19 protein-coding genes are annotated in these 21,385 nt (G+C 63.9%); 2 read left to right on the top strand and 17 right to left on the bottom strand.

Features of this window, described 5'->3' with window-relative positions; translation table 11 throughout:
- Window positions 1-63: 63 nt before the first annotated feature.
- From Q9R47_RS07890 to Q9R47_RS07860, 7 genes are read right to left on the bottom strand one after another with little or no spacing between them, the layout of a single operon-like run.
- Window positions 64-1,047: an FkbM family methyltransferase gene (locus Q9R47_RS07890; RefSeq protein WP_311232651.1), complete on the bottom strand. Its 984-nt coding sequence runs from the start codon at window positions 1,045-1,047 to the stop codon at window positions 64-66.
- 22 nt (window positions 1,048-1,069) lie between these two features.
- Window positions 1,070-2,380 carry an ABC transporter ATP-binding protein gene (locus Q9R47_RS07885; protein ID WP_311232650.1) on the bottom strand — a complete coding sequence of 437 codons (1,311 nt, stop codon included), beginning with the start codon at window positions 2,378-2,380 and terminating at the stop codon, window positions 1,070-1,072.
- Window positions 2,370-3,200: an ABC transporter permease gene (locus Q9R47_RS07880; RefSeq protein ID WP_311232649.1), complete on the bottom strand. Its 831-nt coding sequence runs from the start codon at window positions 3,198-3,200 to the stop codon at window positions 2,370-2,372. The genes Q9R47_RS07885 and Q9R47_RS07880 overlap by 11 nt, the downstream gene beginning before the upstream one ends.
- On the bottom strand, window positions 3,197-5,167 hold the full coding sequence (locus Q9R47_RS07875; protein ID WP_311232648.1) for a glycosyltransferase family 1 protein: 1,971 nt from the start codon (window positions 5,165-5,167) through the stop codon (window positions 3,197-3,199). Before Q9R47_RS07875 ends, Q9R47_RS07880 begins: the two co-directional genes overlap by 4 nt.
- A 51-nt stretch (window positions 5,168-5,218) precedes the next feature.
- A complete protein-coding gene (locus Q9R47_RS07870; RefSeq protein ID WP_311232647.1) occupies window positions 5,219-6,208 on the bottom strand; it encodes a GDP-L-fucose synthase in 990 nt (329 codons plus the stop codon).
- Between the two features lie 34 nt (window positions 6,209-6,242).
- Window positions 6,243-7,694 (bottom strand): mannose-1-phosphate guanylyltransferase/mannose-6-phosphate isomerase, encoded by a 1,452-nt coding sequence (locus Q9R47_RS07865; protein WP_311232646.1) that lies wholly within the window; start codon window positions 7,692-7,694, stop codon window positions 6,243-6,245.
- Window positions 7,691-8,077 (bottom strand): DUF2304 domain-containing protein, encoded by a 387-nt coding sequence (locus tag Q9R47_RS07860; protein ID WP_311232645.1) that lies wholly within the window; start codon window positions 8,075-8,077, stop codon window positions 7,691-7,693. The genes Q9R47_RS07865 and Q9R47_RS07860 overlap by 4 nt, the downstream gene beginning before the upstream one ends.
- 329 nt (window positions 8,078-8,406) lie before the next feature.
- On the opposite strand from Q9R47_RS07860, the gene Q9R47_RS07855 reads away from it, so the two are divergent.
- Together Q9R47_RS07855 and groL are read left to right on the top strand one after the other, a co-directional pair.
- On the top strand, window positions 8,407-8,697 hold the full coding sequence (locus Q9R47_RS07855; protein WP_311232644.1) for a co-chaperone GroES: 291 nt from the start codon (window positions 8,407-8,409) through the stop codon (window positions 8,695-8,697).
- 173 nt (window positions 8,698-8,870) lie between these two features.
- Entirely contained in the window at window positions 8,871-10,508 is a 1,638-nt protein-coding gene (gene groL / locus Q9R47_RS07850; protein ID WP_107171662.1) for a chaperonin GroEL, read from the top strand.
- A gap of 110 nt (window positions 10,509-10,618) precedes the next feature.
- On the opposite strand, the gene xylB is transcribed toward groL, so the two are convergent.
- The 10 genes from xylB to Q9R47_RS07800 all read right to left on the bottom strand — a co-directional run bounded on the left by xylB (window position 10,619) and on the right by Q9R47_RS07800 (window position 21,222).
- Entirely contained in the window at window positions 10,619-12,079 is a 1,461-nt protein-coding gene (gene xylB / locus Q9R47_RS07845; protein WP_311232643.1) for a xylulokinase, read from the bottom strand.
- A 12-nt stretch (window positions 12,080-12,091) separates the two neighbouring features.
- On the bottom strand, window positions 12,092-13,045 hold the full coding sequence (locus tag Q9R47_RS07840) for an AraC family transcriptional regulator (RefSeq protein WP_311232642.1): 954 nt from the start codon (window positions 13,043-13,045) through the stop codon (window positions 12,092-12,094).
- Window positions 13,042-14,040, bottom strand: coding sequence for a carbohydrate kinase (locus Q9R47_RS07835; RefSeq protein ID WP_311232641.1), 999 nt, complete (start codon window positions 14,038-14,040; stop codon window positions 13,042-13,044). Before Q9R47_RS07835 ends, Q9R47_RS07840 begins: the two co-directional genes overlap by 4 nt.
- A gap of 37 nt (window positions 14,041-14,077) precedes the next feature.
- Entirely contained in the window at window positions 14,078-14,755 is a 678-nt protein-coding gene (locus Q9R47_RS07830; RefSeq protein ID WP_311232640.1) for a transaldolase family protein, read from the bottom strand.
- Between the two features lie 10 nt (window positions 14,756-14,765).
- Window positions 14,766-15,560 carry an L-iditol 2-dehydrogenase gene (locus tag Q9R47_RS07825; RefSeq protein WP_311232639.1) on the bottom strand — a complete coding sequence of 265 codons (795 nt, stop codon included), beginning with the start codon at window positions 15,558-15,560 and terminating at the stop codon, window positions 14,766-14,768.
- Between the two features lie 6 nt (window positions 15,561-15,566).
- Window positions 15,567-16,973 carry a D-arabinitol 4-dehydrogenase gene (gene dalD, locus Q9R47_RS07820; RefSeq protein ID WP_311232724.1) on the bottom strand — a complete coding sequence of 469 codons (1,407 nt, stop codon included), beginning with the start codon at window positions 16,971-16,973 and terminating at the stop codon, window positions 15,567-15,569.
- 95 nt (window positions 16,974-17,068) lie between these two features.
- Entirely contained in the window at window positions 17,069-18,115 is a 1,047-nt protein-coding gene (locus Q9R47_RS07815) for a sn-glycerol-3-phosphate ABC transporter ATP-binding protein UgpC (RefSeq protein ID WP_311232638.1), read from the bottom strand.
- Window positions 18,116-18,153: 38 nt separating this feature from the next.
- Window positions 18,154-18,990, bottom strand: a complete 837-nt coding sequence (locus Q9R47_RS07810) for a carbohydrate ABC transporter permease (protein ID WP_311232637.1) — start codon at window positions 18,988-18,990, stop codon at window positions 18,154-18,156.
- 17 nt (window positions 18,991-19,007) lie between these two features.
- The gene (locus Q9R47_RS07805) at window positions 19,008-19,865 is read right to left on the bottom strand and encodes a sugar ABC transporter permease (RefSeq protein ID WP_311232636.1); all 858 of its coding nucleotides are present in this window, start codon (window positions 19,863-19,865) and stop codon (window positions 19,008-19,010) included.
- A 40-nt stretch (window positions 19,866-19,905) separates the two neighbouring features.
- The gene (locus tag Q9R47_RS07800; RefSeq protein ID WP_311232635.1) at window positions 19,906-21,222 is read right to left on the bottom strand and encodes a sugar ABC transporter substrate-binding protein; all 1,317 of its coding nucleotides are present in this window, start codon (window positions 21,220-21,222) and stop codon (window positions 19,906-19,908) included.
- Between the last annotated feature and the right edge of the window lie 163 nt (window positions 21,223-21,385).

The raw sequence follows: 21,385 nt of genomic DNA, 5'->3' as shown, positions 1-21,385 counted from the left end.
TCTCACTTGAGGCTTTCCACACACAGAGTACAGCGCTGGTTAAAAAATCACGCATATAGACTATCAAACGGTATGCCACGTGTCATCTGGCACAAGCCAAAAATTTTCTTCAAGATGAGCAAGATTGGGATGCGTGTCGAATGCTTCCGCAACGGTCAGCGGCGAGATCCTCCCCTCGGCCACGTCTGATCTGACGAAGAACGCGTTGAAGCCGCTGGAATTGATGGCACACAGTGTGTAGCCCTTCTGCTTCATGAGCTTTTCCCAGGCGGGCAGGCTGGCAGTGCCGGATTGTTCCCAGTGGCGACTGAAATCTTCTCGATTCGACTGGATCACGGTGTGCCTGTCCCGGAATCTTTTCTCGAACTCGACTACCACCACCCTGGGCTTGATCGCTGTCATTCCTTGCATCACGGCATAATCATTTCCGTCGATGTCAATGACCATCAAGTCGGGCTCGTGAATGCAATTCGAACCTGTCAGCAGGTCATCGATGTTCTCCGGACTGACGCGAGCCTCTACTATGATCGGTGAAAAATACGTATTTTCATCGCCTCTTTTCCAGTGAAAATGCCTGGTCGAGTGATCGCGGGCGAAGAAATAGCGCATCCGGCTGCACTCCTCGGGATCCAGCTCCATAATCACTCCGTGCCATCCGTGATTGATGATCAGGTTGGTGGAGACGTTTTCAGGGATTCCCACATCGGAGCCATTGCAGTTACTGCCTATCTCGATCGCGAATCGGCTGCCCTGTCCGATATGGGAGAAAATTCTCAACAGGATACCGTCTTCGTCGTTCTGCGAAAAAACCCGAAAGCCACTCTCCATCAGCTGCTTGTGCCCGATGCACGTCGAATGCTCGAGCACCCAGGTCGCCATCAGATTTTTCTGCACAGCTGCGCTGTCATTCGGCAGGAAATTACGTGTGAAATGGTGATTCAGCGGCACCAATTCTGCCGGCGTCATGGTTTTCTGATTCAGCAACTTTTCGAGATGTTGCTGGCGCTCCTCCATATTCTGCAGAAGGATGACAACCTTCTCCAGCATGGTTTCGTAGGCAGTTAATCGTTCAAACACAGGCTTCTTCCCAGTCCTCGACCGTCACACTCGGGTTCATATTGAAAACCCCACCGTAAGCAATGGAGTCTTTGCTTTCGACAACCTTCAACTGCTCCACATCGTGCATCAACAGGCTGTACTCCTCGAACTCGCTGCGCGCAAACCCCCTATTGGCCACACCCACGGAGAATGAGTATTCTCCTGCCCTCAAATTGAAGTTGAACACGAATCGAACAACGACCGCAGCGTTCGTGGCAACCGGCTTTTCCGGCATCCCCATGCCGTAAGTACTGGTCTCAAATATGGAACGCCCCAGGCGGTCTCGAACGATGAGGCCAAAAGCTGGACGGTCGAAATATTTGTTCGTCCGCACCACGTACTGCACCGTCAACGCTTTCTCGCTTTCCAGCCAGGTTATCGGCTCGGAATTTTCATCGAGCAACTTGAAGTCCAGCAGTTCAGCATCGTTGTTCGTGGTGATCGTCGTCGCTTTTGTCCAGGAGGTGGCATTTTTTTCGTTCTGCGTGACGACGACTTCACGATCTCCCAGGTCCGTTTTTTGCGCAATCAACCCTTGATAAAGATCGATGATCTGTCTCGGTTCTCCATAACCTATGGAGCGCCCATGGCTCATCAGCAGGACCTTGTCGCACAAGTACTTCACCGTGTTGGCATCGTGCGAAACGAACAGCATCGTACCGCCGCGCTCCCGAAACTCATTCAGCCGATGAAAGCACTTCTGTTGAAAGTAGGCGTCTCCCACTGCCAATGCTTCGTCGATGATGAGAATTTCAGGATCGAATGAAGTCGCTACCGCAAATGCCACCCGCATCTGCATCCCGCTGGAATAGGTTCCGAGCGGCTGATCGAAATGGTCTCCTATGTCGGCGAACGCCTGAATCTTTTCCATTTCTTCGGCGACACGTTGCTGGCTGGCCCCAAAGAGGGCGCCACTCATGAACACGTTTTCTCGACCTGTGAACTCCGGGTTGAATCCCGATCCCAGTTCCAGCAGTGCGGACACCTTTCCCCGCGTCGTCACCGTACCGGAAGTTGGCGCCAGGGTGCCGGTGATGATCTGCAACAAGGTACTCTTGCCGCTGCCATTCAGGCCGACGAGACCGCAGGATTCACCTTTTGCCACCTCCAGGGAGATATCCTTCAAGGCCCAGAATTCCTTGAAGTACTGGCGCTCGCCCAGTCCGGCCATACGCTGAATGCGCGGGAGCACGAACTGCTTCAACTGGTCCACAGGCCGCTCGTAGACTTCAAAGCGCTTGGTCAGACCTTCGACCTGGATCGCGGTATTTTCAGAGAACATTGGCGAATCCCCGGCGGGTTTTTTGAAACCATGCGTATCCGATCCAAGCGACTGTCACCGAAATCGAAAAGTAAATCAGCCAACCCACCAGGTCGACAGTCTGCCCCACCAGCAGGATCGCGCGCGCCTGCTCAATGATGAATGTGAGTGGGTTCAGCATCAGCCAGGGCCGAATGTATTCAGGAAGCGCCGACACAGGGTAGAAAACCGGCGACCCGAACAGCAGGACGGTGACGAAGAAACCGATCGGGTGCGATATGTCGCGAATGAAGACTCCGAGTGATGCGATCACCAGCATCATGCCGAGCGTCAGTATGAGCAACGGCAGGAGCACCATGGGGAGAAAAATCGCGGTCCAGGGAATGGCCCCCTTGAACAAAAAAATGGCACCCGCAAGCACCACCAGGCTGATGGCCGCGTGAAAAATGGAGGTCCCCAAGGCCACCATGGGCAGTATCTCCAGAGGAAACACCACTTTCTTCACATAAGGAATATTCGACGTGATGAGCGTCGGGGCGCGCACCAAGCCTTCGGACAGCAGGCCATGTACGATCATTCCCGTGAAGAGTGCCAATGCAAAGTTCAAGTTGCCGTCCTCCACGCCCCCGCCCCAGCGGGATTTGAATACCTTCGAAAAGACAAACGTGTACAGCAGCAGCAGCAAAACGGGATTGATGACCGACCAGACGACGCCCATCATCGAGCCTTTGTAGCGCCCGATGATCTCCCGCTTGGTCAGGAGAATGATGAGCTCCCAGTGACTTTTAAAACTCCGAGCGAAGGAGATGATGGAAATGGGCGCCGGAGCATGGGGATTCATAGCCCGAACGCCTTCCTGAATATTCTCAGACGCGCACCAAGCCCGTGGACACGGATTTCCCTGAATTGCTGACCAACCCATCGGCGATCCCGCAAGAGGCGAAGAAACTGCCCGACGGATACGCGTGCGACGGCGGGCTCATGCTTTACGTGGTGGCATGCTGCCGTCAGAACCGGTTTTGGCCCGAAGCCAGCCTTGATCCGCAGCGAATCCGGACAGTACTCTTCTATGATCTTCCCTTCCAAGACGTCCGTTCTGCCGGGCTCGGGATAAATAGCATTCAGATCAATGAAAATCGTTGCAGGCATTTGCTGAACGAATTCATCATTACCCACCAGCAAGGCCAGCGAGCGGGCATTCATATAGGGCATAGCGATGCCGATATCTTGCGGCACAGTGGATTTCCTGAAAAGGAAACGGCCAAAACCGATCGGCCCTTCCCTGTCCACATGCCCGTAGTCGAGCACTTCGTGAATACCGTGGATCGGAGCGTCGCCGCGTTGCAGCACGGCTGCGCTTGCCACGCATTTCGCGCCGGGATCTCGGGCGAGTGCATGCGCCAAAACGCTCACATGATTGGAAAAAATGGATTCGTTGGGGGCTACGAGCATGAACGCGTCATCTCGAGCGGCAAGAGCGAGCAACTCCTGAATGACCTCCCCCAATGGCTTGGGAGTTGAAGCGCTTTTGATCTCGCTCGTATTGTAGAAATCAATTTCGAGGAGCTCGACATGCCTCGCGCACTTGGCCAGGATCTGCGCGACGTTGCGACGCTGCGCCACCGTCAGGCCACGATCCACTACCAGAACCGGTGATAAATTATGGTAATCCTGGGAGTCGATGCTCTTGCAATGATTTTCCAGCACCTCGTCGGAATAGACGGGCATCAAGAAATTGGCCCGCACACCAAAACCGTCTGCCGCAGCAGAGCCTTGTTTCGCGGCGATTGCCTTTTTACGCGCGGGAAGGCCCTTGTAGATGGCCCGCAAATTTTCATTGAGAATAAATTTCTCGCGGAATATTTCTTGGGCTTTGGCGGCCATCGCCAAGGCGCGCTCGGGGTTCGCTACGGCCCACTTTTGGTGGTTCACGATCTGCGCCACCATTTTTTCGGCAGGCAGTCTTCCATCTATGTAAAGCAGAGAATCGCCGAAATTCTTTTTCGCGAACGGATTTTCGTCACAGATAATCAATGCTCCAGCCGCTATGCTTTCGAATAAGCGGTTCGACATCAATCCGGCGTCTTTATGGGCCTGGGAAGACAACACCAGTGCGATGCCCGCCGAGGCAATTTCACCGATCATCGAAACTCCATCGAATGGAATTTCCCGAACGTAGCTTTTGTAGCCCTCCCAGACGCGGACCTCCTGGAAGATCTCGGGTCCGTAGATCCGCAGGAGACCGGTATCGTCGAGTTGTTTGAGAACGTCCTGGTGCCGTGATTTGCCTCTGCCGATGGCTTCCCAGTTGATCCCTGCATAGAACAACTTGAAATCGCCCAGGCCAGGCGGATGCGCCGCGTCCGGCATCGAGTGGTAGAGAGCGAAGTGGGGTGCCAGATGGTTCGAATCGTTTCGGATCATGCGCGTCACATGATCGTCAGCCGACTGGGAGCTGCAGCTCAGGAAGTCGTCGTGCGTCGTGAGATTCCTCGAGGTACGGGTGTATCCCCACTCGTGGTAGAACTGCAGCGGGTTCCACAGGGCAACGAACGAGAATGCGTCGTACAGCTTGGGAGTGTCGTAATGCAGATGGATGACGAAATCGACGTTGTTGCGCGAAACGAAGACTCCCGGCCGATCCAGCCGCTCACCGTTCGCATGCACCTCCACACATTCCAGACCAAGCTGCTGTGCCGATGCCTTCAGGCGAGCAATGCACTCGTCCTCGGCGGTCTTGATTTTCGGCCATAGCTTGACGACGGCAAAAACGCCGAACTGCCCCTCTGATATCTCCAAAGCGCTCATAGCATCAACTCAATGTATTTATCGCAATATCGACAATGTCGCTTTGGAAAATCAGAATCGTCCAGCGGTGCCAGACTGTTTCGAGCGGTTGAGAAAATCTGCGTAAGCGCTCTTCAGACCGGTCACTTCATCAATCACGGGGCTCCAGCCCGTCTGTCGGATCCTGCTGCTGTCGAGCAGCTTGCCCATGGTGCCGTTGGGCTTGGACGTGTCGTACTGGATGCGGCCTTCGAAGCCCACGACTCCGGCGATATGGGTGGCCAGTTCCGAAATGGAGAAATCCTTGCCGTATCCCACGTTGAAGAGATCGTGGCTCGTGGGCGTGCACATGACATATTTCATCGCAGCCGCGAGGTCGTCCACGTGCAGGATCTCTCGACGGGGTGTGCCGTCTCCCCAGACGATGAATTCCTTGGCACCGTTGAGCTTTGCTTCGTGCGCCCGTCGCATGATTCCGGCCACCACGTGGCTGTGCTCCGGATGGTAGTTGTCGCCGGGACCGTACAGGTTCGGAGGGATGACGGATACGAATTCGCAGCCGTACTGTTTGCGGTAGGCCATGCAGAGTTCGATGCCGGCGATCTTGCTGACGGCATATGAACGGATGTTGGCATCCAGCTTTCCCGTCATGAGGCTTTCTTCGGAGATCGGCTGGGGCGCGACCGTCGGATAGGTGCAGTTGGACGCCACAAATACCAGCTTTTTGACGCCGTTCTGGTATGCCGCATGAATGACGTTGCATTCAATCATGAGATTGGCATACAGGAAATCGGCTGGCGCGACCGAATTGGCATAAATCCCTCCTACTTTGGCACCGGCATGGAACACCAGGTCGGGCTTGTTGGCCTGCACCCAGTCGTTGACGTCCCGCTGGCTGGAGAGGTCGAGCTCCTGCCTCGAACACAGGAGCAGTTCAGCACCTTCGGATTCGAAGCTGCGAACCAGAGCCGACCCCAGCATTCCTCTGTGCCCCGTGATCCACACCTTCTTCCCTGCGAAAGAAAAACCCTGCCCCGTACCATTTTCAACTGCGCTAGTCATAATTCTCTCTACTCTTCAACTTATAAACTGTTTTTTATTTCTCGGACCTGCCATAGGTATCTTCGAATCGGACAATATCGTCCTCTTCAAGATAGCTACCCGACTGGACCTCGATGATCTCGAGGGGCACTTTGCCCGGGTTCGCCAGGCGATGGGTATGCCCCAGTGGGATGAAGGTCGATTCGTTTTCAGCCAGCAGGAAGGTTTTCTCCCCGTTGGTGACTTCTGCCGTGCCGCGCACGACGATCCAGTGCTCTGCCCTGTGGTGGTGCATCTGCAGACTGAGTTGGGCGCCGGGGTTCACCACGATCCGCTTGACTTGGAATCGCTCGCCGTTGTCGATGCTGTCATACCAGCCCCACGGGCGGTGGACCTTGCGATGCGAAGCCGCGAGACCACGCTTTTCCGATTTCAACGTGGCGACGATCTTTTTCACGTCCTGCGTTCGGCTTTTATCCGCCACCAGAATCGCGTCGGCTGTCTGGACGACCACGATGTTGTCCACGCCGACCGTGGCGACCAGGCAGGTTTCCGAAAAAAGCAGGCTGTTCTGGGTGTCGATGGCCAGCGTCTGACCCGAGTGGACGTTGCTCTGCGCATCCTGCGGAAGCACGTCCCAGAGCGCATCCCATGCCCCCAGGTCCGACCATTTGGCGTCCAGCGGCACCACGGTGGCGGCGATCTCCAGTTCCGAGCGCGAAGGCAGATGCTCCATGATTGCGTAATCAATGGAATCGGCAGGACAGCGGGCAAATACTTCAGCGTTCAATCGGATGAAGTCCGTGTCCTGGATGCTCTTCGTCATGGAAGCCTTGCAGCTTTCGAGCATCTTCGGCTGGAGTACCTCCATGGCTTTGAGCCACTGGTCGGCCCGCACCATGAACAGCCCGCTGTTCCACAGGTAGTCGCCGCTTTTCATGTAGGTCTGGGCAATTTCCAGGTTTGGCTTTTCAGCGAAGCTCTGGATGGCAAACGCATCGTGGCCTTCGATCATGCCGCCCTTCTGGATGTACCCGTACCCCGTCTCGGGCCGGTCTACCTGGATGCCGAACGTCACCATCGCGCCGGTCTTGGCCTGCGTCCAGGCAATTTGCAGCGCCTTGTGCAGTCGATCGATGTCGCCGATCACATGATCGGCCGGCATCGCCAGCAGCACGGAATGCGGCTCGGCCACCAATGCTGCCAGCGTCAGCGCCGGTGCCGTATTTCGGCCCACGGGTTCCAGGAGGATCTTGGCGCCCGCAATTCCAGCGTCCTGCAACTGTTGCGCCGCCAGGAACCGATGTTCTTCATTGCACACGACGATGGGCGCAACCAGCGGAATGTCCGGACCCAGGCCATCCAGCCGCTTGGCGGTGTTCTGCAGCATCGAGATGCCGTCGCCATTGAGCGCGAGGAATTGCTTCGGGTAGTTTTCACGCGACAAAGGCCACAGACGCGTACCAGAGCCACCACACAGGATGACCGGAGTCAAAGAGAAAATCATGGAAGGGATTCGGATGAGGACGATGTCGGAAGTGAAGGGGCGTGGCGCGTAGCATCCGCGTCGGCCTCCAGCATGGCCAGTCGCTGGTTCAGCCTGCGGACGTCGCGCTCGATGCGGGTGTTGACCATGTCGGCGTGCAGGGCCTTGACGAACAACACAATGCAGGCGAGCAGCAGCAGCAAGGCCGGGGGGTACTGGATTCCCGACCAGTGCGCCAGTTGATCGATGAGGCCGTGCCACGCGCCCAGAGCGGCTGCGGCGATCGCCACCGCCACCCAGAACAGCCCGTGCATCAGGTAAAGATGGTCTCTGCGGATGAGGTACAGGATCACGATCGCGAGCCCCACACCCAGTAGGCCCGTCGTCACTTGCAAAGATGCCATCTGGCGCTCCACTCCATTGGAAAATTGGGACGTGGATGCCCGGGTTGCTGTGCATGGCAACGTCGGCCCACGCTCCCTGGCCCGCTCAACCAAGGTGGCGCGCTCTCGAAAGGATGAGTCAATATTGTATGGGTTTGGTTTGCGCTTACGTCCTACATCTGCGACTCCTCTTGAAAACATCAAGGATGCCCGTATCATTAGCACTCGACACCGGGGAGTGCTAACACGGCTGCGGATGCTCCGCCCGTGCACTTGCCGGTCGACTTCGGAAGCACCCGCTTCAGCGGGCCTTCGTTGACTCCCATTCTTTGACCTCAGGAGAGATGCACATGAACCTTCGCCCCCTGCACGATCGCGTGATCGTCAAGCGCATTGAAAGCGAAACCACGACCGCCTCCGGCATCGTGATCCCCGACAACGCTGCCGAAAAGCCCGATCAAGGCGAAGTCCTGGCCGTGGGCCCTGGCAAGAAGAACGACAAGGGTGAACTGAGCGTGCTGAGCGTCAAGGTCGGCGACCGCGTCCTGTTCGGCAAGTACTCGGGCCAGACCGTGAAGGTCAAGGGCGACGAGCTGCTGGTGATGAAGGAAGACGACCTCTTCGCCGTCGTCGAGAAGTAATTGCTACTGCGCGGCCCACGGGCGGCGTCGGGCGGTGCTCGGAATCCTCACGTACCGAAGTACGTTCCGGTTCCTGCGCTCCGTCCGCCTGGCCCCTGAGCCGCTCGCTACGCAATTCTTTTCCCGACACAGTCATCCGTTTCACGATTTTTAGACATCTCTAGGAGCCAAACATGGCAGCAAAAGACGTAGTTTTCGGCGGCGAAGCCCGCGCCCGCATGGTCGAAGGCGTGAACATCCTCGCCAACGCAGTCAAGGTCACCCTGGGCCCCAAGGGCCGCAACGTGGTGCTGGAGCGCTCGTTCGGCGCCCCCACCGTGACCAAGGACGGTGTGTCCGTGGCCAAGGAAATCGAACTGAAGGACAAGCTGCAGAACATGGGCGCCCAGCTCGTGAAGGAAGTGGCATCCAAGACCAGCGACAACGCCGGTGACGGCACGACCACCGCCACGGTGCTGGCCCAGGCCATCGTGCGCGAAGGCTCCAAGTACGTGGCCGCCGGCCTGAACCCGATGGACCTGAAGCGCGGCATCGACAAGGCCGTGACGGCCCTGGTCGCCGAGCTGAAGAAGGTGTCCAAGGCCACGACGACCTCCAAGGAAATCGCCCAGGTGGGTTCGATCTCCGCCAACTCCGACGAATCCATCGGCAAGATCATTGCCGATGCGATGGACAAGGTCGGCAAGGAAGGCGTGATCACCGTGGAAGACGGCAAGAGCCTGGACAACGAGCTGGATGTCGTGGAAGGCATGCAGTTCGACCGCGGCTACCTGTCGCCCTACTTCATCAACAACCCCGAAAAGCAGGCCGCCCTGCTGGACAACCCCTTCGTGCTGCTGTTCGACAAGAAGATCAGCAACATCCGTGACCTGCTGCCCACGCTGGAGCAAGTCGCCAAGGCCGGCCGTCCGCTGCTGATCATCGCCGAAGAAGTCGAGGGCGAAGCCCTGGCGACCCTGGTGGTGAACACGATCCGCGGCATCCTGAAGGTCGTGGCCGTGAAGGCACCTGGCTTCGGCGACCGCCGCAAGGCCATGCTGGAAGACATCGCCATCCTAACGGGCGGCAAGGTGATCGCCGAGGAAGTGGGCCTGACGCTCGAGAAGGTGACCCTGGCCGATCTGGGCCAGGCCAAGCGCATCGAAGTGGGCAAGGAAAACACCACCATCATCGATGGCGCCGGTGCCGCTGCCGACATCGAAGCCCGCGTGAAGCAGATCCGCATCCAGATCGAGGAAGCGACCAGCGACTACGACCGCGAGAAGCTGCAAGAGCGCGTGGCCAAGCTGGCTGGCGGCGTGGCCGTGATCAAGGTCGGCGCTGCCACCGAAGTCGAGATGAAGGAAAAGAAGGCACGCGTGGAAGACGCGCTGCACGCCACCCGCGCTGCCGTGGAAGAAGGCATCGTGGCCGGCGGTGGCGTGGCGCTGCTGCGCGCCAAGCAGGCCGTGGGCGAGATCAAGGGTGACAACGCCGATCAGGACGCCGGCATCAAGCTGATCCTGAAGGCGATCGAAGCGCCCCTGCGCGAGATCGTGGCCAACGCCGGTGGCGAGCCGTCCGTGGTGGTCAACGCCGTGCTGGGCGGCAAGGGCAACTACGGCTTCAACGCCGCCAACGACACCTACGGCGACATGCTCGAAATGGGCATTCTGGACCCGACGAAGGTGACCCGCACGGCCCTGCAGAACGCCGCTTCCGTGGCGTCCCTGCTGCTGACGACCGAAGCCATGGTGGCCGAGGCTCCGAAGGACGAAGCGGCTGCTCCCGCAATGCCCGACATGGGCGGCATGGGTGGCATGGGCATGTAATGCCCGGTTGAGCCTCGCTCGACAGACGGAAGGGCCGCGCAAGCGGCCCTTTTTTCATGGCTTTGCCGAAGGGATGGGGATGTGCGCCGGCAGCGGGCGCCCCCTCCCCGTCAACCGAACTGGCTGCGCAGTGCCTGGTAGAGCGCCTTGAAGCGCACATGCCGCGCCGCGTGCAGGCCGGCGTCGGCCGCGGCCGGCTCGAAGCGCCGGGTCCGCGGCGGCAGTGCGCAGACTTCGGACACCCGGCCACCGTCGGCCAGCCAGGCCAGCCGTGCCGCGCCCAGGGCGCCGCCGGTTTCGCTGCCCGCGTAGAGTGCCAGGGGCACCCCCAGGATGTCGGCGAGCAGTTGCCCCCACCATGCACTGCGGGCACCGCCGCCGACCAGCGCCATCTCGCGCAGCGGCATGCCTGCGGGCAGGCGCAGGGTGTCGAGGCCGTCGCGCAGGCCGAAGCACACGCCTTCGGCGACGGCGTAGGCGATGCCGGCGGGCCCGTGCGCGTGGGTGAGGCCGAAAAGCACGCCCTGCGCCTCCGCGTGGTTGTGCGGCGAGCGCTCGCCGGACAGGTAGGGAAGGAACAGCGGACAGCGGTCGCGCGGCGTGGCCGTGGCGGCCGCCTCGAGCAGCGCCGCCTCGCTGGCGAAGCCGAAGGCCCTGGTGGCCCACTGCACGACGCTGGCGGCCGACAGCATCACCGACATCTGGTGCCAGCGCCCGGGCAGCGCGTGGCAGAAGGCGTGCAGGGCCTGCGCCGGGTTGGGCAGGAAGCGGTCGGTGGAAACGAACACCACGCCCGACGTGCCGAGCGAGACGAAGCCCTGGCCCGGCTCGACCAGCCCCATGCCGACGGCACTGGCCGCGTTGTCGCCGGCTCCACCGGCCACCACCACGCGGCTTCCCAGCCCCCAGCGGGCGGCCAGCCCGGGCAACAACTGTGCGGAGGCGTCGCTGCCTTCCACCAGGCGCGGCATGTGGGCGCGTGTGAGACCGGTCGCCGCCAGCAATGCGTCGGACCAGTCGCGCGCGCCCACGTCCAGCCACAGCGTGCCCGCGGCATCCGACAGGTCGCTCACGGCCTCGCCGCTGAGCATGAGGCGCAGCCAATCCTTGGGCAGCAGCACGCGGGCCACGCGGGCGAACACGTCGGGCTCCTGCTCGCGCACCCAGAGCAGCTTGGGCGCCGTGAACCCCGGCATCGCCAGGTTGCCGCTGATCTCGCCCAGCCCGGGGACGGCACGCGCCAGCGCTTCGCATTGCGCGGTGCTGCGGCCGTCATTCCACAGGATCGCCGGACGCAGCACCGCGCCTGCGGCATCCAGCAGGACCGCGCCGTGCATCTGCCCCGACAGGCCGATGCCGCGCACCGCCGCCCATTCCGCGGGATGCGCCTGCCGCAGCCCCTGCACCACGGTCTCCAGCGCGTCCCACCACTGTTGCGGGGTCTGCTCGGACCACAGGGGCCGCGGCAGCTCCACGGTGAGCGGTGCGCGCGCGACGCCCACGATGCGGTGGTCTTGATCCAGCAGCAGTGCCTTCAGCTCGGAGGTGCCGAGATCGATGCCCAGGTACACGGCGGGCTCCTTTCAGTGGTGGATGCCGCTGCCGAAGCGGGTGTCGGCCTGCCGGCGGAATTCGGTGGGCGTCATGCCCTTGATCTCCAGGAAGCGCCGGTTGAAGTTGGCCACGTTGTTGAAGCCCACCTGGTGGCAGATGTCGGTCACGTAGTGGTCGGTCTGCATCAGCAGGTGGCAGGCGCTGTTGATGCGCACGCGGTTCACGAAATCGGTGAAGCTGTTGCCGGTGGCACGCCGGAAGAAGCGGCTGAACCGGCTCTCGCTCATGCCCAGTTCGGTGGCGACCTCCAGCATGGAGATCGGCTCCGCGATGTGGCGGGTGATGCGGTCGACGATGCCGTTGATCTGGTCGATCTGGGCATCGCTGTCGGCGCCGTGCAGGCCCTGCATCTGCACGCTCGACAGCAGGCGGTAGTCGGTGCAGTCGGCCAGGTCGGCGAGGAATTCGCAGAACCGGCCCATCCGGCGCAGGCCACGCGCCGCCTTGACGGCATCCCAGTGGGCGAGCGCCTTCTGCGATATGCCGAAGAATTCGATGCCGTGGCGCGCGCGCTCCAGCAGGGGCATGACTTCGCGCAGCTCCGGAATGCCGGCGGCGGCGCGCTCGATGGGGTCGTGGCAGAACTGGATGACCCGGTCGCGTCCCGGTGCGCCGCCTTCGGCCACGTCGAGCGAGATCCAGTTGTGCGGCAAAAGCGGCCCGCACAGCACCAGATGGCCGGGCTGGAAGGGCCCGATCCAGTCGCCGATGAAGGCCTTGCCGGAGGTTTCGGTGATCAGGTGCAGCTCGTAGTCCTCGTGGAAATGCCAGCGCACCAGCGGGCTCGGGAAGCCGTGCGCGAGGCAGCGCACCAGGCCGGCCTCTTCGGGCGTCTCGTAACCGAGCGCGGGGGAGCGGGCGATATCGCGCTCCAGCACGGGCTGGTGCCGGCGGGGTGTGGAGCGCCTGGAGGCCGTCGTCATGGCGTGCACCGGCCCGGGATGGAGGCGTGGGGCACGGCGCCGGTGTCTGCTCCGCGCCCGAGCAGCTCCTGGACCGCGGCAAGCGTCGGCGGGTCGGCGCCTTCACGCGTGCAGTTGAGTGCGGCAGCGGTGGCGGCAAAGCGCATGGCGGTGTGCCAGGCGGTGTCGTCCAGCGTGTCGATCTGCGCGGGCCGGTCGACGCCCTGGGCCAGCAACGCCACCGAGAGCGCCGCCGTGAACGTGTCGCCGGCGCCGATGGTGTCCGCCACCGGTACGTTCGGTGCGGCGACGTCCATGGGCGCATGCCCCGTGCGCCACAGGGTGGCGCCGGCCGCGCCGCGCGTGACGGCCACGGCACGGGCGCCGGTCATCAGGTAATCGCGTGCCAGGGCATCGATGGCACGGCCGGGCGCGAGCAGTTCCGCATCCTCGTCGCTGAGCTTGACCAGGTCGGACAGGCCGGCCCATTGCGCCACCTGCCTGCGGTAGCGCGCCATGTCGCCGATCAGGCTGGGCCGCACGTTGGGGTCGAGCACGACCACGCGGCGGCCCGACGAGGCGCGCACCATGTCCAGGATGCGGGACGCTGCGGGCTCCTGCAGCATGGCGATGGAGCCGAAATGCAGGAAGGCGCATCCGGGCGGCAGCTCGGGCAGCGGCTGGGGCGACCAGGTCGCGTCGGCGCTGCCGGCGGCGTAGAAGGCGTAGCGGTTGGTCTGCGGCGTGCGCTCGACGAAGGCCAGGGTGGAGGGCGCGGCGCTGCGCGGCACGAAGCGCGTGTCGACCCCGTTGCGCTGCAGGTAGCCCAGGATGCGCTCGCCGAAGAGGTCGGTGGACAGCTGGGTGAGCAGGCCCGTGGGCTGGCCCAGCCGCGCGCCGGCGATGGCCGCGTTGAGCGGGGAGCCGCCCACATGGCCCGCGAAGCGCAGCGCGGCGTCGCCGCCGTCCTGGGAGGTGAAATCGATCAGGGCCTCGCCCATGAAGGCTATGCGCATCGGCGCCGCTCCTCGGTGTCGTTCATCGTGCGTTCGTTCAGCAGGCGGCCGCGTCGGCCAGGAAGCCGCGCTCGGCCTCCAGCGTGGCCGGGTGGTCCGTCAGTTCGGCGAACAGGTGCGGCGGGATGGTGATCGCACCCACGCCGAGCTGCAGCAGCGCGAGGTACGCATCGCGCGATCGCACGCTGGCCACCAGCAGGCGTGTGCGCGCGCGTGCGGCAGGGGCCTGGGCCACCAGGGCCTGCATCTGCGCGATGCGCGCCAGGCCGTCCACGCCGGAATCGTTGAGGCGGCCCAGGTAGGGGGCCGCATAGGCCGCGCCCAGCTGCGCCGCGAAGTGCGCCTGCTCCAGCGCATAGACGGCCGTCCAGGTGACGGGCACGCCCTGGGCGATGAGGTGCGCGCCGGCCTGCAGGCCCTGGCGCGTGGCGGGAATCTTCACCACCAGCTGGCCTGCGTCGAAGTGCCGCAGCAGTCCGCGCGCGTCTTCGAGCATGCCGTCCGCCTCCGCGGAATGGACCTGGGCCTGCACCTGCCGGGCGCCCCGCTCGATGCAGCGGGCCAGCAGCCCGGGCACGTCGGCGCGCGACACGCCGGCACGGCGCAGCAGCGTGGGGTTGGTGGTCACGCCGTGGATGACCGGGTGCGGCAGGCAGGCTTCGATCTGCGCGATGTCGGCGCTGTCGATGTAGAGATGGAAGTCGGTGGCGTTCATCGCAGGGCCTTCAGCTCATGACGTTGCCGCCGTCGACGTTGAGCGTCTGGGCGGTGATGTAGCGGGCCTCGTCGCTGGCGAGGAATACGGCGGCGCCGGCCACGTCGCGCGGGTCGCCCATGCGGCCCAGCGGCACGGCCAGGCCCACCTGGCGCTTCTTCTCGCCGATGGGCAGCCCTTCGGCCCGGGCGAAAAGGCTGTCCACGTGCGCCCACATGGGCGTGTCGATCACGCCGGGCGCGATGCCGTTGACGCGGATGCCGTGCGGCGCCATGGCGAGCGCCGCGCTCTGCGTATAGCTGATGACGGCCGCCTTGGTGGCGCAGTAGTGCGACACCAGCGCCTCGCCGCGCCGGCCGGCCTGCGAGGCCATGTTGATGACCGACGCGCCCTGCGTGCCGGCTTCCACCATGTGGCGCAGCACGGCCTGCATCACGAAGAACATGCCCTTGACGTTGACGGCGAACAGCTTGTCGAACGAGGCCTCGTCGCTGTCCAGCAGCGGCGCCAGGTCGAACACCGCAGCGTTGTTGAACAGCGTGTGGACGGGGCCGAAGGCGGCGATGGCTTCGGCCAGCAGGCGGGCGATGGCGCCGGGCTCGGTGATGTCGGCGCCGATGTACGCGAGGCGCCCGGGGTGGCGCTGCTGCAGCGCGGCCACTTCGGCGGGCACCGCCGCGCCGCGGTCGACGACGCTGCACCGGGCGCCTTCGGCCAGGCACGCTTCGGCCACGGCCAGGCCGATCCCGCCACCGGCTCCGGTCAGCAGCACGTGGCGGCCTTGCAAACGAAGAGAGGTGGTCATGGTGGTTCAGCTCCTGGATTGAATGAATCGCGCTACGCGCCCGCTGGCGCGGCGCATGGCATCGACGAGGCGGGCATCGCCCGCGATGTCGCCCCAGAGGCCGGCATCCGCGCACATCGCCGCGACGGGGGCGGCCGCATCGCAGATGGCATGCGCCACGGCTTCGTCCATGCCCTGGTCCTGGTAGGCATAGGGCAGGCTGCCGCGGTGCCAGCGCTGCAGGAAGGCCAGGAACAGCGCGGGCAGCATGGCCACGCTGTCGATGCCCTGGCCGGCGGCCAGGCGCTCGCGCACGGTGGGCGCGATGAAGCCGGGAATCTTCGAGAAGCCGTCCATGGCCACGCGCTGGTTGGTGTCGCGGATGGCGGGGTTGCCGAAGCGGTCGAGCACCACGTCGCGGTAGGCGGGCAGATCGACCGGGCTGGGCTGGCCGGGGCGGTCCAGGCAGGGAATGGCGTCGTCGGTCACGTAGTCGTAGGCCATCTGCCGGATGGCGGCGTCGTGCGTGCCTTCGTGGATGAACTGCAGCCCCACGAGCGTGCCCGCCCAGGCGATGCAGCTGTGCGTGGCGTTGAGCAGGCGGATCTTGGCCTCTTCGTAAGGCTGAACGTCGTCGACCATCTCCACGCCCACGCGCTCCCACGCGGGCCGTCCGGCCACGAAACGGTCTTCGATCACCCACTGGATGAAGCGCTCGGCGGTGATGGCGGCGGCGTCATCGCGGCCGGTGGCGGCCTGCACGCGGGCGCGCAATTCGGCCGGCGCGCGCGGCGTGATGCGGTCCACCATGGCGTTCGGACAGGTGGTGTGGGCCTGTACCCAGGCCAGCAGGCCGGGATCGCCTGCACGCTCGACGAATTCGAGCAGGCCGGCCCGGAAGCGGTCGCCGTTGTGGCGCAGGTTGTCGCAGTTGAGCAGCGTGACCGGCCCCGCGTCCGCAGCGCGGCGCGCGCGCAGGATCGCGGTGACGGCGCCGTAGATCGTGGTGCCCCTGCCCTCCCCTCCGCTGCCCGCCTCGCCACGCCGCGCGCGGTCGATGTCGGACACCAGTTCGGCGAATCCGAGGTCGAGCCGGCCCCGGGCATCCAGGTAGTAGCCCGCCTCGGTCACGGTGAAGGAGACGATGCGCGTGGAGGGTGCCGCCCCGCGCGCGACCACGGCGGTGAGCTCCGGGTCCCACGGCAGCACCTCGCGCAGGGCATCGATCGGCTCGTAGCAGTAATCGCCCGCGGGCGATACGGTCTCCAGCGTGTACCGGCCGCCCTGCGCCTGCAGCGCGGCGATCACCTCGGGCAGGTCGGGACGGATGTTGGCGCCCGAGATCGACCAGCGCGCATCGCCCGCGTCGATGAGCCGCTGCAGGTAGACGGCCTGGTGCGCACGGTGGAACGCACCCAGGCCCAGGTGAAGCAGGGTGAATTCCGTGGGGGCCGGAGGAAGGTGGGCAGGGGTCACGGCGATGTCGCTCAGGAAAATGGGTGAAGAGTGGGCGGATGGGATGGAAAGGCTCAGGAACGGCCCGCGTGCACGGCCCGGCCACCGCGGTCGAAGCAGTGCAGCACCGCAGGGTCGAGCTCCACCGCCACCGGGTCGCCCGGCTGCAGCGGCGTGCGCTCGTTCTGCCGCGCGACGAGCGGCACGCCGCCCACGTCGACGTGGATGAGCGTGTCGGCGCCCAGGGCCTCGATCAGCTCGACGCGGCCCGGCACGCCCCGGTCTTCCTGCGGGCCGCGGTGCACGCGCAGCCCTTCGGGCCGGACGCCCAGGAAGCCGTCGTCCGGCAGCGCACCGCCGGTGGCCGCGGCGAAGCTCGGGATGGCGCGGGCCGCGACCATGTTCATCGACGGCATGCCGATGAACTGCGCGACGAAACGGTTGGCGGGGCGGTCGTACAGCTCCAGGGGCGTGCCGACCTGCTCGATGAGGCCGTCCTTCAGCACCACCACGCGGTCGGCCAGCGTCATGGCCTCGACCTGGTCGTGCGTCACGTAGATGGTGGTGGCCCCCAGGGCGCGGTGCAGCTTGTGGATCTCGACCCGGGTGTTGCCGCGCAGGGCCGCGTCCAGGTTGGAGAGCGGCTCGTCGAACAGGAAGACCTTGGGCTGGCGCACGATGGCGCGGCCGATGGCCACGCGCTGGCGCTGGCCGCCCGAGAGTTCCTTGGGCGTGCGTTCCAGGTACTGCGTGAGGTTGAGCGTGCGGGCCGCATGCTCGACCTTGGTCCGGATCTCGTCCCTGGCGACGCCCGCGAGCTTGAGCGCGAAGGACATGTTGTCGTACACGCTCATGTGCGGATAGAGCGCGTAGCTCTGGAAGACCATCGCCAGGTCGCGCTTGCCCGAGGGCGTGTGCGTGATGTCGCGCCCGTCCAGCATCAGGCTGCCGCTGGTGATGGGTTCGAGCCCCGCGATCAGCCGCAGCAGCGTGGACTTGCCGCAGCCCGAGGGCCCCACGAAGACGATGAATTCGCCCTTGCGGATCTGCAGATCCACGCCCTGGATGATGTCGGCATCGCCGAAGCGCTTGCGGATGCCCTGGAGTTCGAGGTAGGCCATGGAGGATGTCTGCCTTTCTTGCGGAGGTCTTCTGCGCGTCACTTGACGGCGCCGAAGGTCAGGCCCTGCACCAGCTGCTTCTGGCTGAACCAGCCGAACACCACGATGGGCGCGATGGCCATCAGCGAGGCGGCCGAGAGCTTGGCCCAGAAGAGGCCTTCGGGGCTGGAGTAGGAGGCGATCAGCGTGGCCAGCGTGCCGGCCTTGGCGGAGGTGAGGTTGAGCGCCCAGAAGGCCTCGTTCCAGCTCAGCACCAGGCACAGGAGGCCCGTGGATGCCATGCCGCCCACCGACAGCGGCAGCACGACGTGGCGGAACTCGGCCCAGAGGCCCGCGCCGTCCATGCGCGCGGCTTCGAGGATCTCGTGCGGGATGTCCTTGTAGGCGCTGTAGAGCATCCAGACCATGATCGGCAGGTTGGACAGCGTGAACACGATGGTGAGCGCGGTGAGCGAATCCAGCAGGCCGGCGGTCTGCGCGAGCACGTAGATGGGCACCAGCGCGCCCACGGCCGGCATCATCTTGGTGGACAGCATCCACATCAGGATGTCGCGCGTCCTGCGGGTGCGGAAGAACGCCATCGAATAGGCCGCGGGCGCCGCGATCAGCAGGCCCAGCACGGTCGAGCCCAGGCTGGTGATGAGCGAGTTGCGTGCATACAGCAGGTAGTCGCTGCGCCGCTGCACCTCTCCGAAGTTGTCCAGCGTGGGCTCGAAGACGAAGAGCGGCGGCACGTGGATGGCCTGCAGCTCGGTCTTGAAGGCCGTGAGGAACAGCCATGCGAGCGGGAAGAACAGCAGCAGCGCGGCGCCCCAGGCGGCCACGGTGCGGACGGCGAGCGCGAGGCGGCCGTCGGCGGAGGAAGGGGCTTGCATGGTGGTCATCTGCCTTCTCAGTCCAGGTTCTTGCCGACGATGCGGATCAGGAACACCGCCACGATGTTCGCCAGCACCACGGCGAACAGCGCGCCCGCCGAGGCCACGCCCACGTCGAAGTTCATGAGCGCCTGCTTGAAGATCAGGTAGGTCATGTTGGTGCTGGCGTTGCCCGGGCCGCCGCTGGTGGTGATGGCGATCTCGGCGAACACGCTCAGGAGGAAGATCATCTCGATCATGACCACCACCGCCATGGGCCGGCCCAGGTGCGGGACCACGAGGTAGAAGAAGCGCTGCAGCGCGTTCGCGCCGTCCATGCGGGCGGCCTCCATCTGTTCGCGGTCCAGCGACTGCAGCGAGGTGATGAAGATCAGGCACGCGAAGGGCAGCCACTGCCAGGCCACCATGACGATCACCGACAGCAGCGGGTAGTCGGTCATCCAGTCGATGGGCGCCGCCCCGAAGAAGCGCCAGACGTCGGCCAGGATGCCGTAGATGGGGTTCATCATCATGTGCTTCCACAGCAGCGCGTTCACCGCGGGCATGACGAAGAAGGGCGAGATCAGCAGCACGCGCACGATGCCGCGGCCCGGGAAGGGATCGTTCACCAGCAGCGCGAGCAGCACGCCCAGCACCAGGGTGATGCCGATCACGCTGCCGATGAGCAGCAGCGTGTTCCACACCGCCGGCCAGAAGTCCGGGTCGGTGATGAAGTACTGGAAATTCTCCAGGCCCACGAATGGATGCTCGCCCGGCTGCAGCAGGTTGTAGCTGACGGTGGAGAAATACACCGTCATCGCGAGCGGCACGATCATCCACGCCAGCAGCGTGAGCACCGCGGGCGCCATGAGGGCGCGGGGCAGGAGTCTTGTCATGGCGTCTTCGGGCGAGCGGCTTCCCGCTCCTGCCCGCCTCTCACTTGTAGTAGCCCGCCTTCTTCATTTCGCGCTCTGCGAGCGTCTGCGAGGTCTTCAGGGCCTGCTCGACGCTGACCTTGCCCGCCAGCGCCGCGCTCATCTGCTGGCCCACGCCCACGCCGATCGCCTGGAACTCGGGAATCGCCGCGTACTGCACGCCGGCATAGGGCGATTTCGGCAGGGTGTTCTCACCCGGGTTCGGGTTGGCCGAATCGATGGCCTTGAGCTCGGCGGCGGCGAACCGGGCCACCTTCTGGAATTCGGGGTTCGCATAGGTCGACTTGCGCGTGCCGGTGGGCACCGCAGCCCAGCCCGCCTCCTTGGCGACCAGCGCGATGTAGTCCTTGGACGTGGCCCAGCGGATGAACTTCTGCGCCGCGTCGTCCTTCGACGAGCTGGCCGGAATGGCCAGGTTCCACGACCACAGCCAGTTCGCGCCCTTGGGCGTGGCGGCCACGGGCGCCTGGGCGAAGGCCACCTTGTCGGCCACCTTGGACTGCTTGGGATCGCTGATGAAGGATGCGGCGATGGTGGCATCCACCCAGGCCGCGCACTTGCCCTCGCTGAAGAGCGCCAGGTTCTCGTTGAAGCTGTTGGCCGATGCGCCCGGAGGGCCGTCCTTCTTCATCAGATCGACGTAGAAGCTGATGGCTTCCTGCCAGGGCCTGGTGTCGAGCTGCGGCTTCCAGGCCGTGTCGAACCACTGGCCGCCGTAGGTGTTGACCAGCGTGGAGAGGAAGGCCATGTTGTCGCCCCAGCCGGGCTTGCCGCGCAGGCACATGCCATAGACGCCCGCCTTGGGGTCATTGGCCTTGTCGGCGAAGGCCTTCACCTCGGCCCAGGTGGGCTGCTCGGAGAACTTCACGCCCACCTTGTCGGCCAGGTCCTTGCGGTACATGAGCATGGAGCTTTCGCCGTAGAACGGGGCCGCGTAGAGCTTGCCCTCGCGCGACAGCCCGCTGCGGATGGCCGGCAGCAGGTCGTCGACGTCGTAGGCGGCGTCCGTGGCGATGGGCTTGAGCCAGCCCTTCTTCGACCAGATCGGCGCTTCGTAGAGGCCGATGGTCATCACGTCGAATTGGCCGCCCTTGGTGGCGATGTCGGTGGTCACGCGCTGGCGCAGCGTGCCCTCTTCCAGCGTGACCCACTTGAGCTTGATGTCGGGGTTGGCCTTCTCGAAGAAGGGGGTGAGCTTCTGCATCTCGATCATGTGGCCGTTGTTCACGGTGGCGATGACGAGTTCGGTGGCGGCCTGCGACATGCCGGCCGTGCCAGCCACTGCCAGGACGAAGCCCGCTTTCAGAAAACGCTTCATGTCTGTCTCCTTGGGTGAGCGACGCCCGCGTTCTTGTGCAGCAGGTCGCCGTGGGGGAATTCTGGACAAAGTGTGCCCGTCATCCTGGTACTGGCTCGACCGCGATCGGTACTTTCTTGCACCTATCGACTGGGATATTCCCTAATCCATGCAACACAGCATG

It is taken from the genome of Acidovorax sp. PRC11 (assembly GCF_031844105.1).
Taxonomy (GTDB): domain Bacteria; phylum Pseudomonadota; class Gammaproteobacteria; order Burkholderiales; family Burkholderiaceae_C; genus Paracidovorax.
Note: the sequence above shows the minus strand (reverse complement) of the source record. Positions and strands in the feature narration are given on the sequence as shown.

Excerpts from the sequence above, each read along its gene's own strand:
- Q9R47_RS07890 (WP_311232651.1), bottom strand. The coding sequence starts at position 1,047 with ATGCTGGAGAAGGTTGTCATCCTTCTGCAGAATATGGAGGAGCGCCAG.
- Q9R47_RS07885 (WP_311232650.1), bottom strand. The coding sequence starts at position 2,380 with ATGTTCTCTGAAAATACCGCGATCCAGGTCGAAGGTCTGACCAAGCGC.
- Q9R47_RS07880 (WP_311232649.1), bottom strand. The coding sequence starts at position 3,200 with ATGAATCCCCATGCTCCGGCGCCCATTTCCATCATCTCCTTCGCTCGG.
- Q9R47_RS07875 (WP_311232648.1), bottom strand. The coding sequence starts at position 5,167 with ATGAGCGCTTTGGAGATATCAGAGGGGCAGTTCGGCGTTTTTGCCGTC.
- Q9R47_RS07870 (WP_311232647.1), bottom strand. The coding sequence starts at position 6,208 with ATGACTAGCGCAGTTGAAAATGGTACGGGGCAGGGTTTTTCTTTCGCA.
- Q9R47_RS07865 (WP_311232646.1), bottom strand. The coding sequence starts at position 7,694 with ATGATTTTCTCTTTGACTCCGGTCATCCTGTGTGGTGGCTCTGGTACG.
- Q9R47_RS07860 (WP_311232645.1), bottom strand. The coding sequence starts at position 8,077 with ATGGCATCTTTGCAAGTGACGACGGGCCTACTGGGTGTGGGGCTCGCG.
- Q9R47_RS07855 (WP_311232644.1), top strand. The coding sequence starts at position 8,407 with ATGAACCTTCGCCCCCTGCACGATCGCGTGATCGTCAAGCGCATTGAA.
- groL (WP_107171662.1), top strand. The coding sequence starts at position 8,871 with ATGGCAGCAAAAGACGTAGTTTTCGGCGGCGAAGCCCGCGCCCGCATG.
- Q9R47_RS07840 (WP_311232642.1), bottom strand. The coding sequence starts at position 13,045 with ATGACGACGGCCTCCAGGCGCTCCACACCCCGCCGGCACCAGCCCGTG.
- Q9R47_RS07835 (WP_311232641.1), bottom strand. The coding sequence starts at position 14,040 with ATGCGCATAGCCTTCATGGGCGAGGCCCTGATCGATTTCACCTCCCAG.
- Q9R47_RS07830 (WP_311232640.1), bottom strand. The coding sequence starts at position 14,755 with ATGAACGCCACCGACTTCCATCTCTACATCGACAGCGCCGACATCGCG.
- Q9R47_RS07825 (WP_311232639.1), bottom strand. The coding sequence starts at position 15,560 with ATGACCACCTCTCTTCGTTTGCAAGGCCGCCACGTGCTGCTGACCGGA.
- Q9R47_RS07815 (WP_311232638.1), bottom strand. The coding sequence starts at position 18,115 with ATGGCCTACCTCGAACTCCAGGGCATCCGCAAGCGCTTCGGCGATGCC.
- Q9R47_RS07810 (WP_311232637.1), bottom strand. The coding sequence starts at position 18,990 with ATGCAAGCCCCTTCCTCCGCCGACGGCCGCCTCGCGCTCGCCGTCCGC.
- Q9R47_RS07805 (WP_311232636.1), bottom strand. The coding sequence starts at position 19,865 with ATGACAAGACTCCTGCCCCGCGCCCTCATGGCGCCCGCGGTGCTCACG.
- Q9R47_RS07800 (WP_311232635.1), bottom strand. The coding sequence starts at position 21,222 with ATGAAGCGTTTTCTGAAAGCGGGCTTCGTCCTGGCAGTGGCTGGCACG.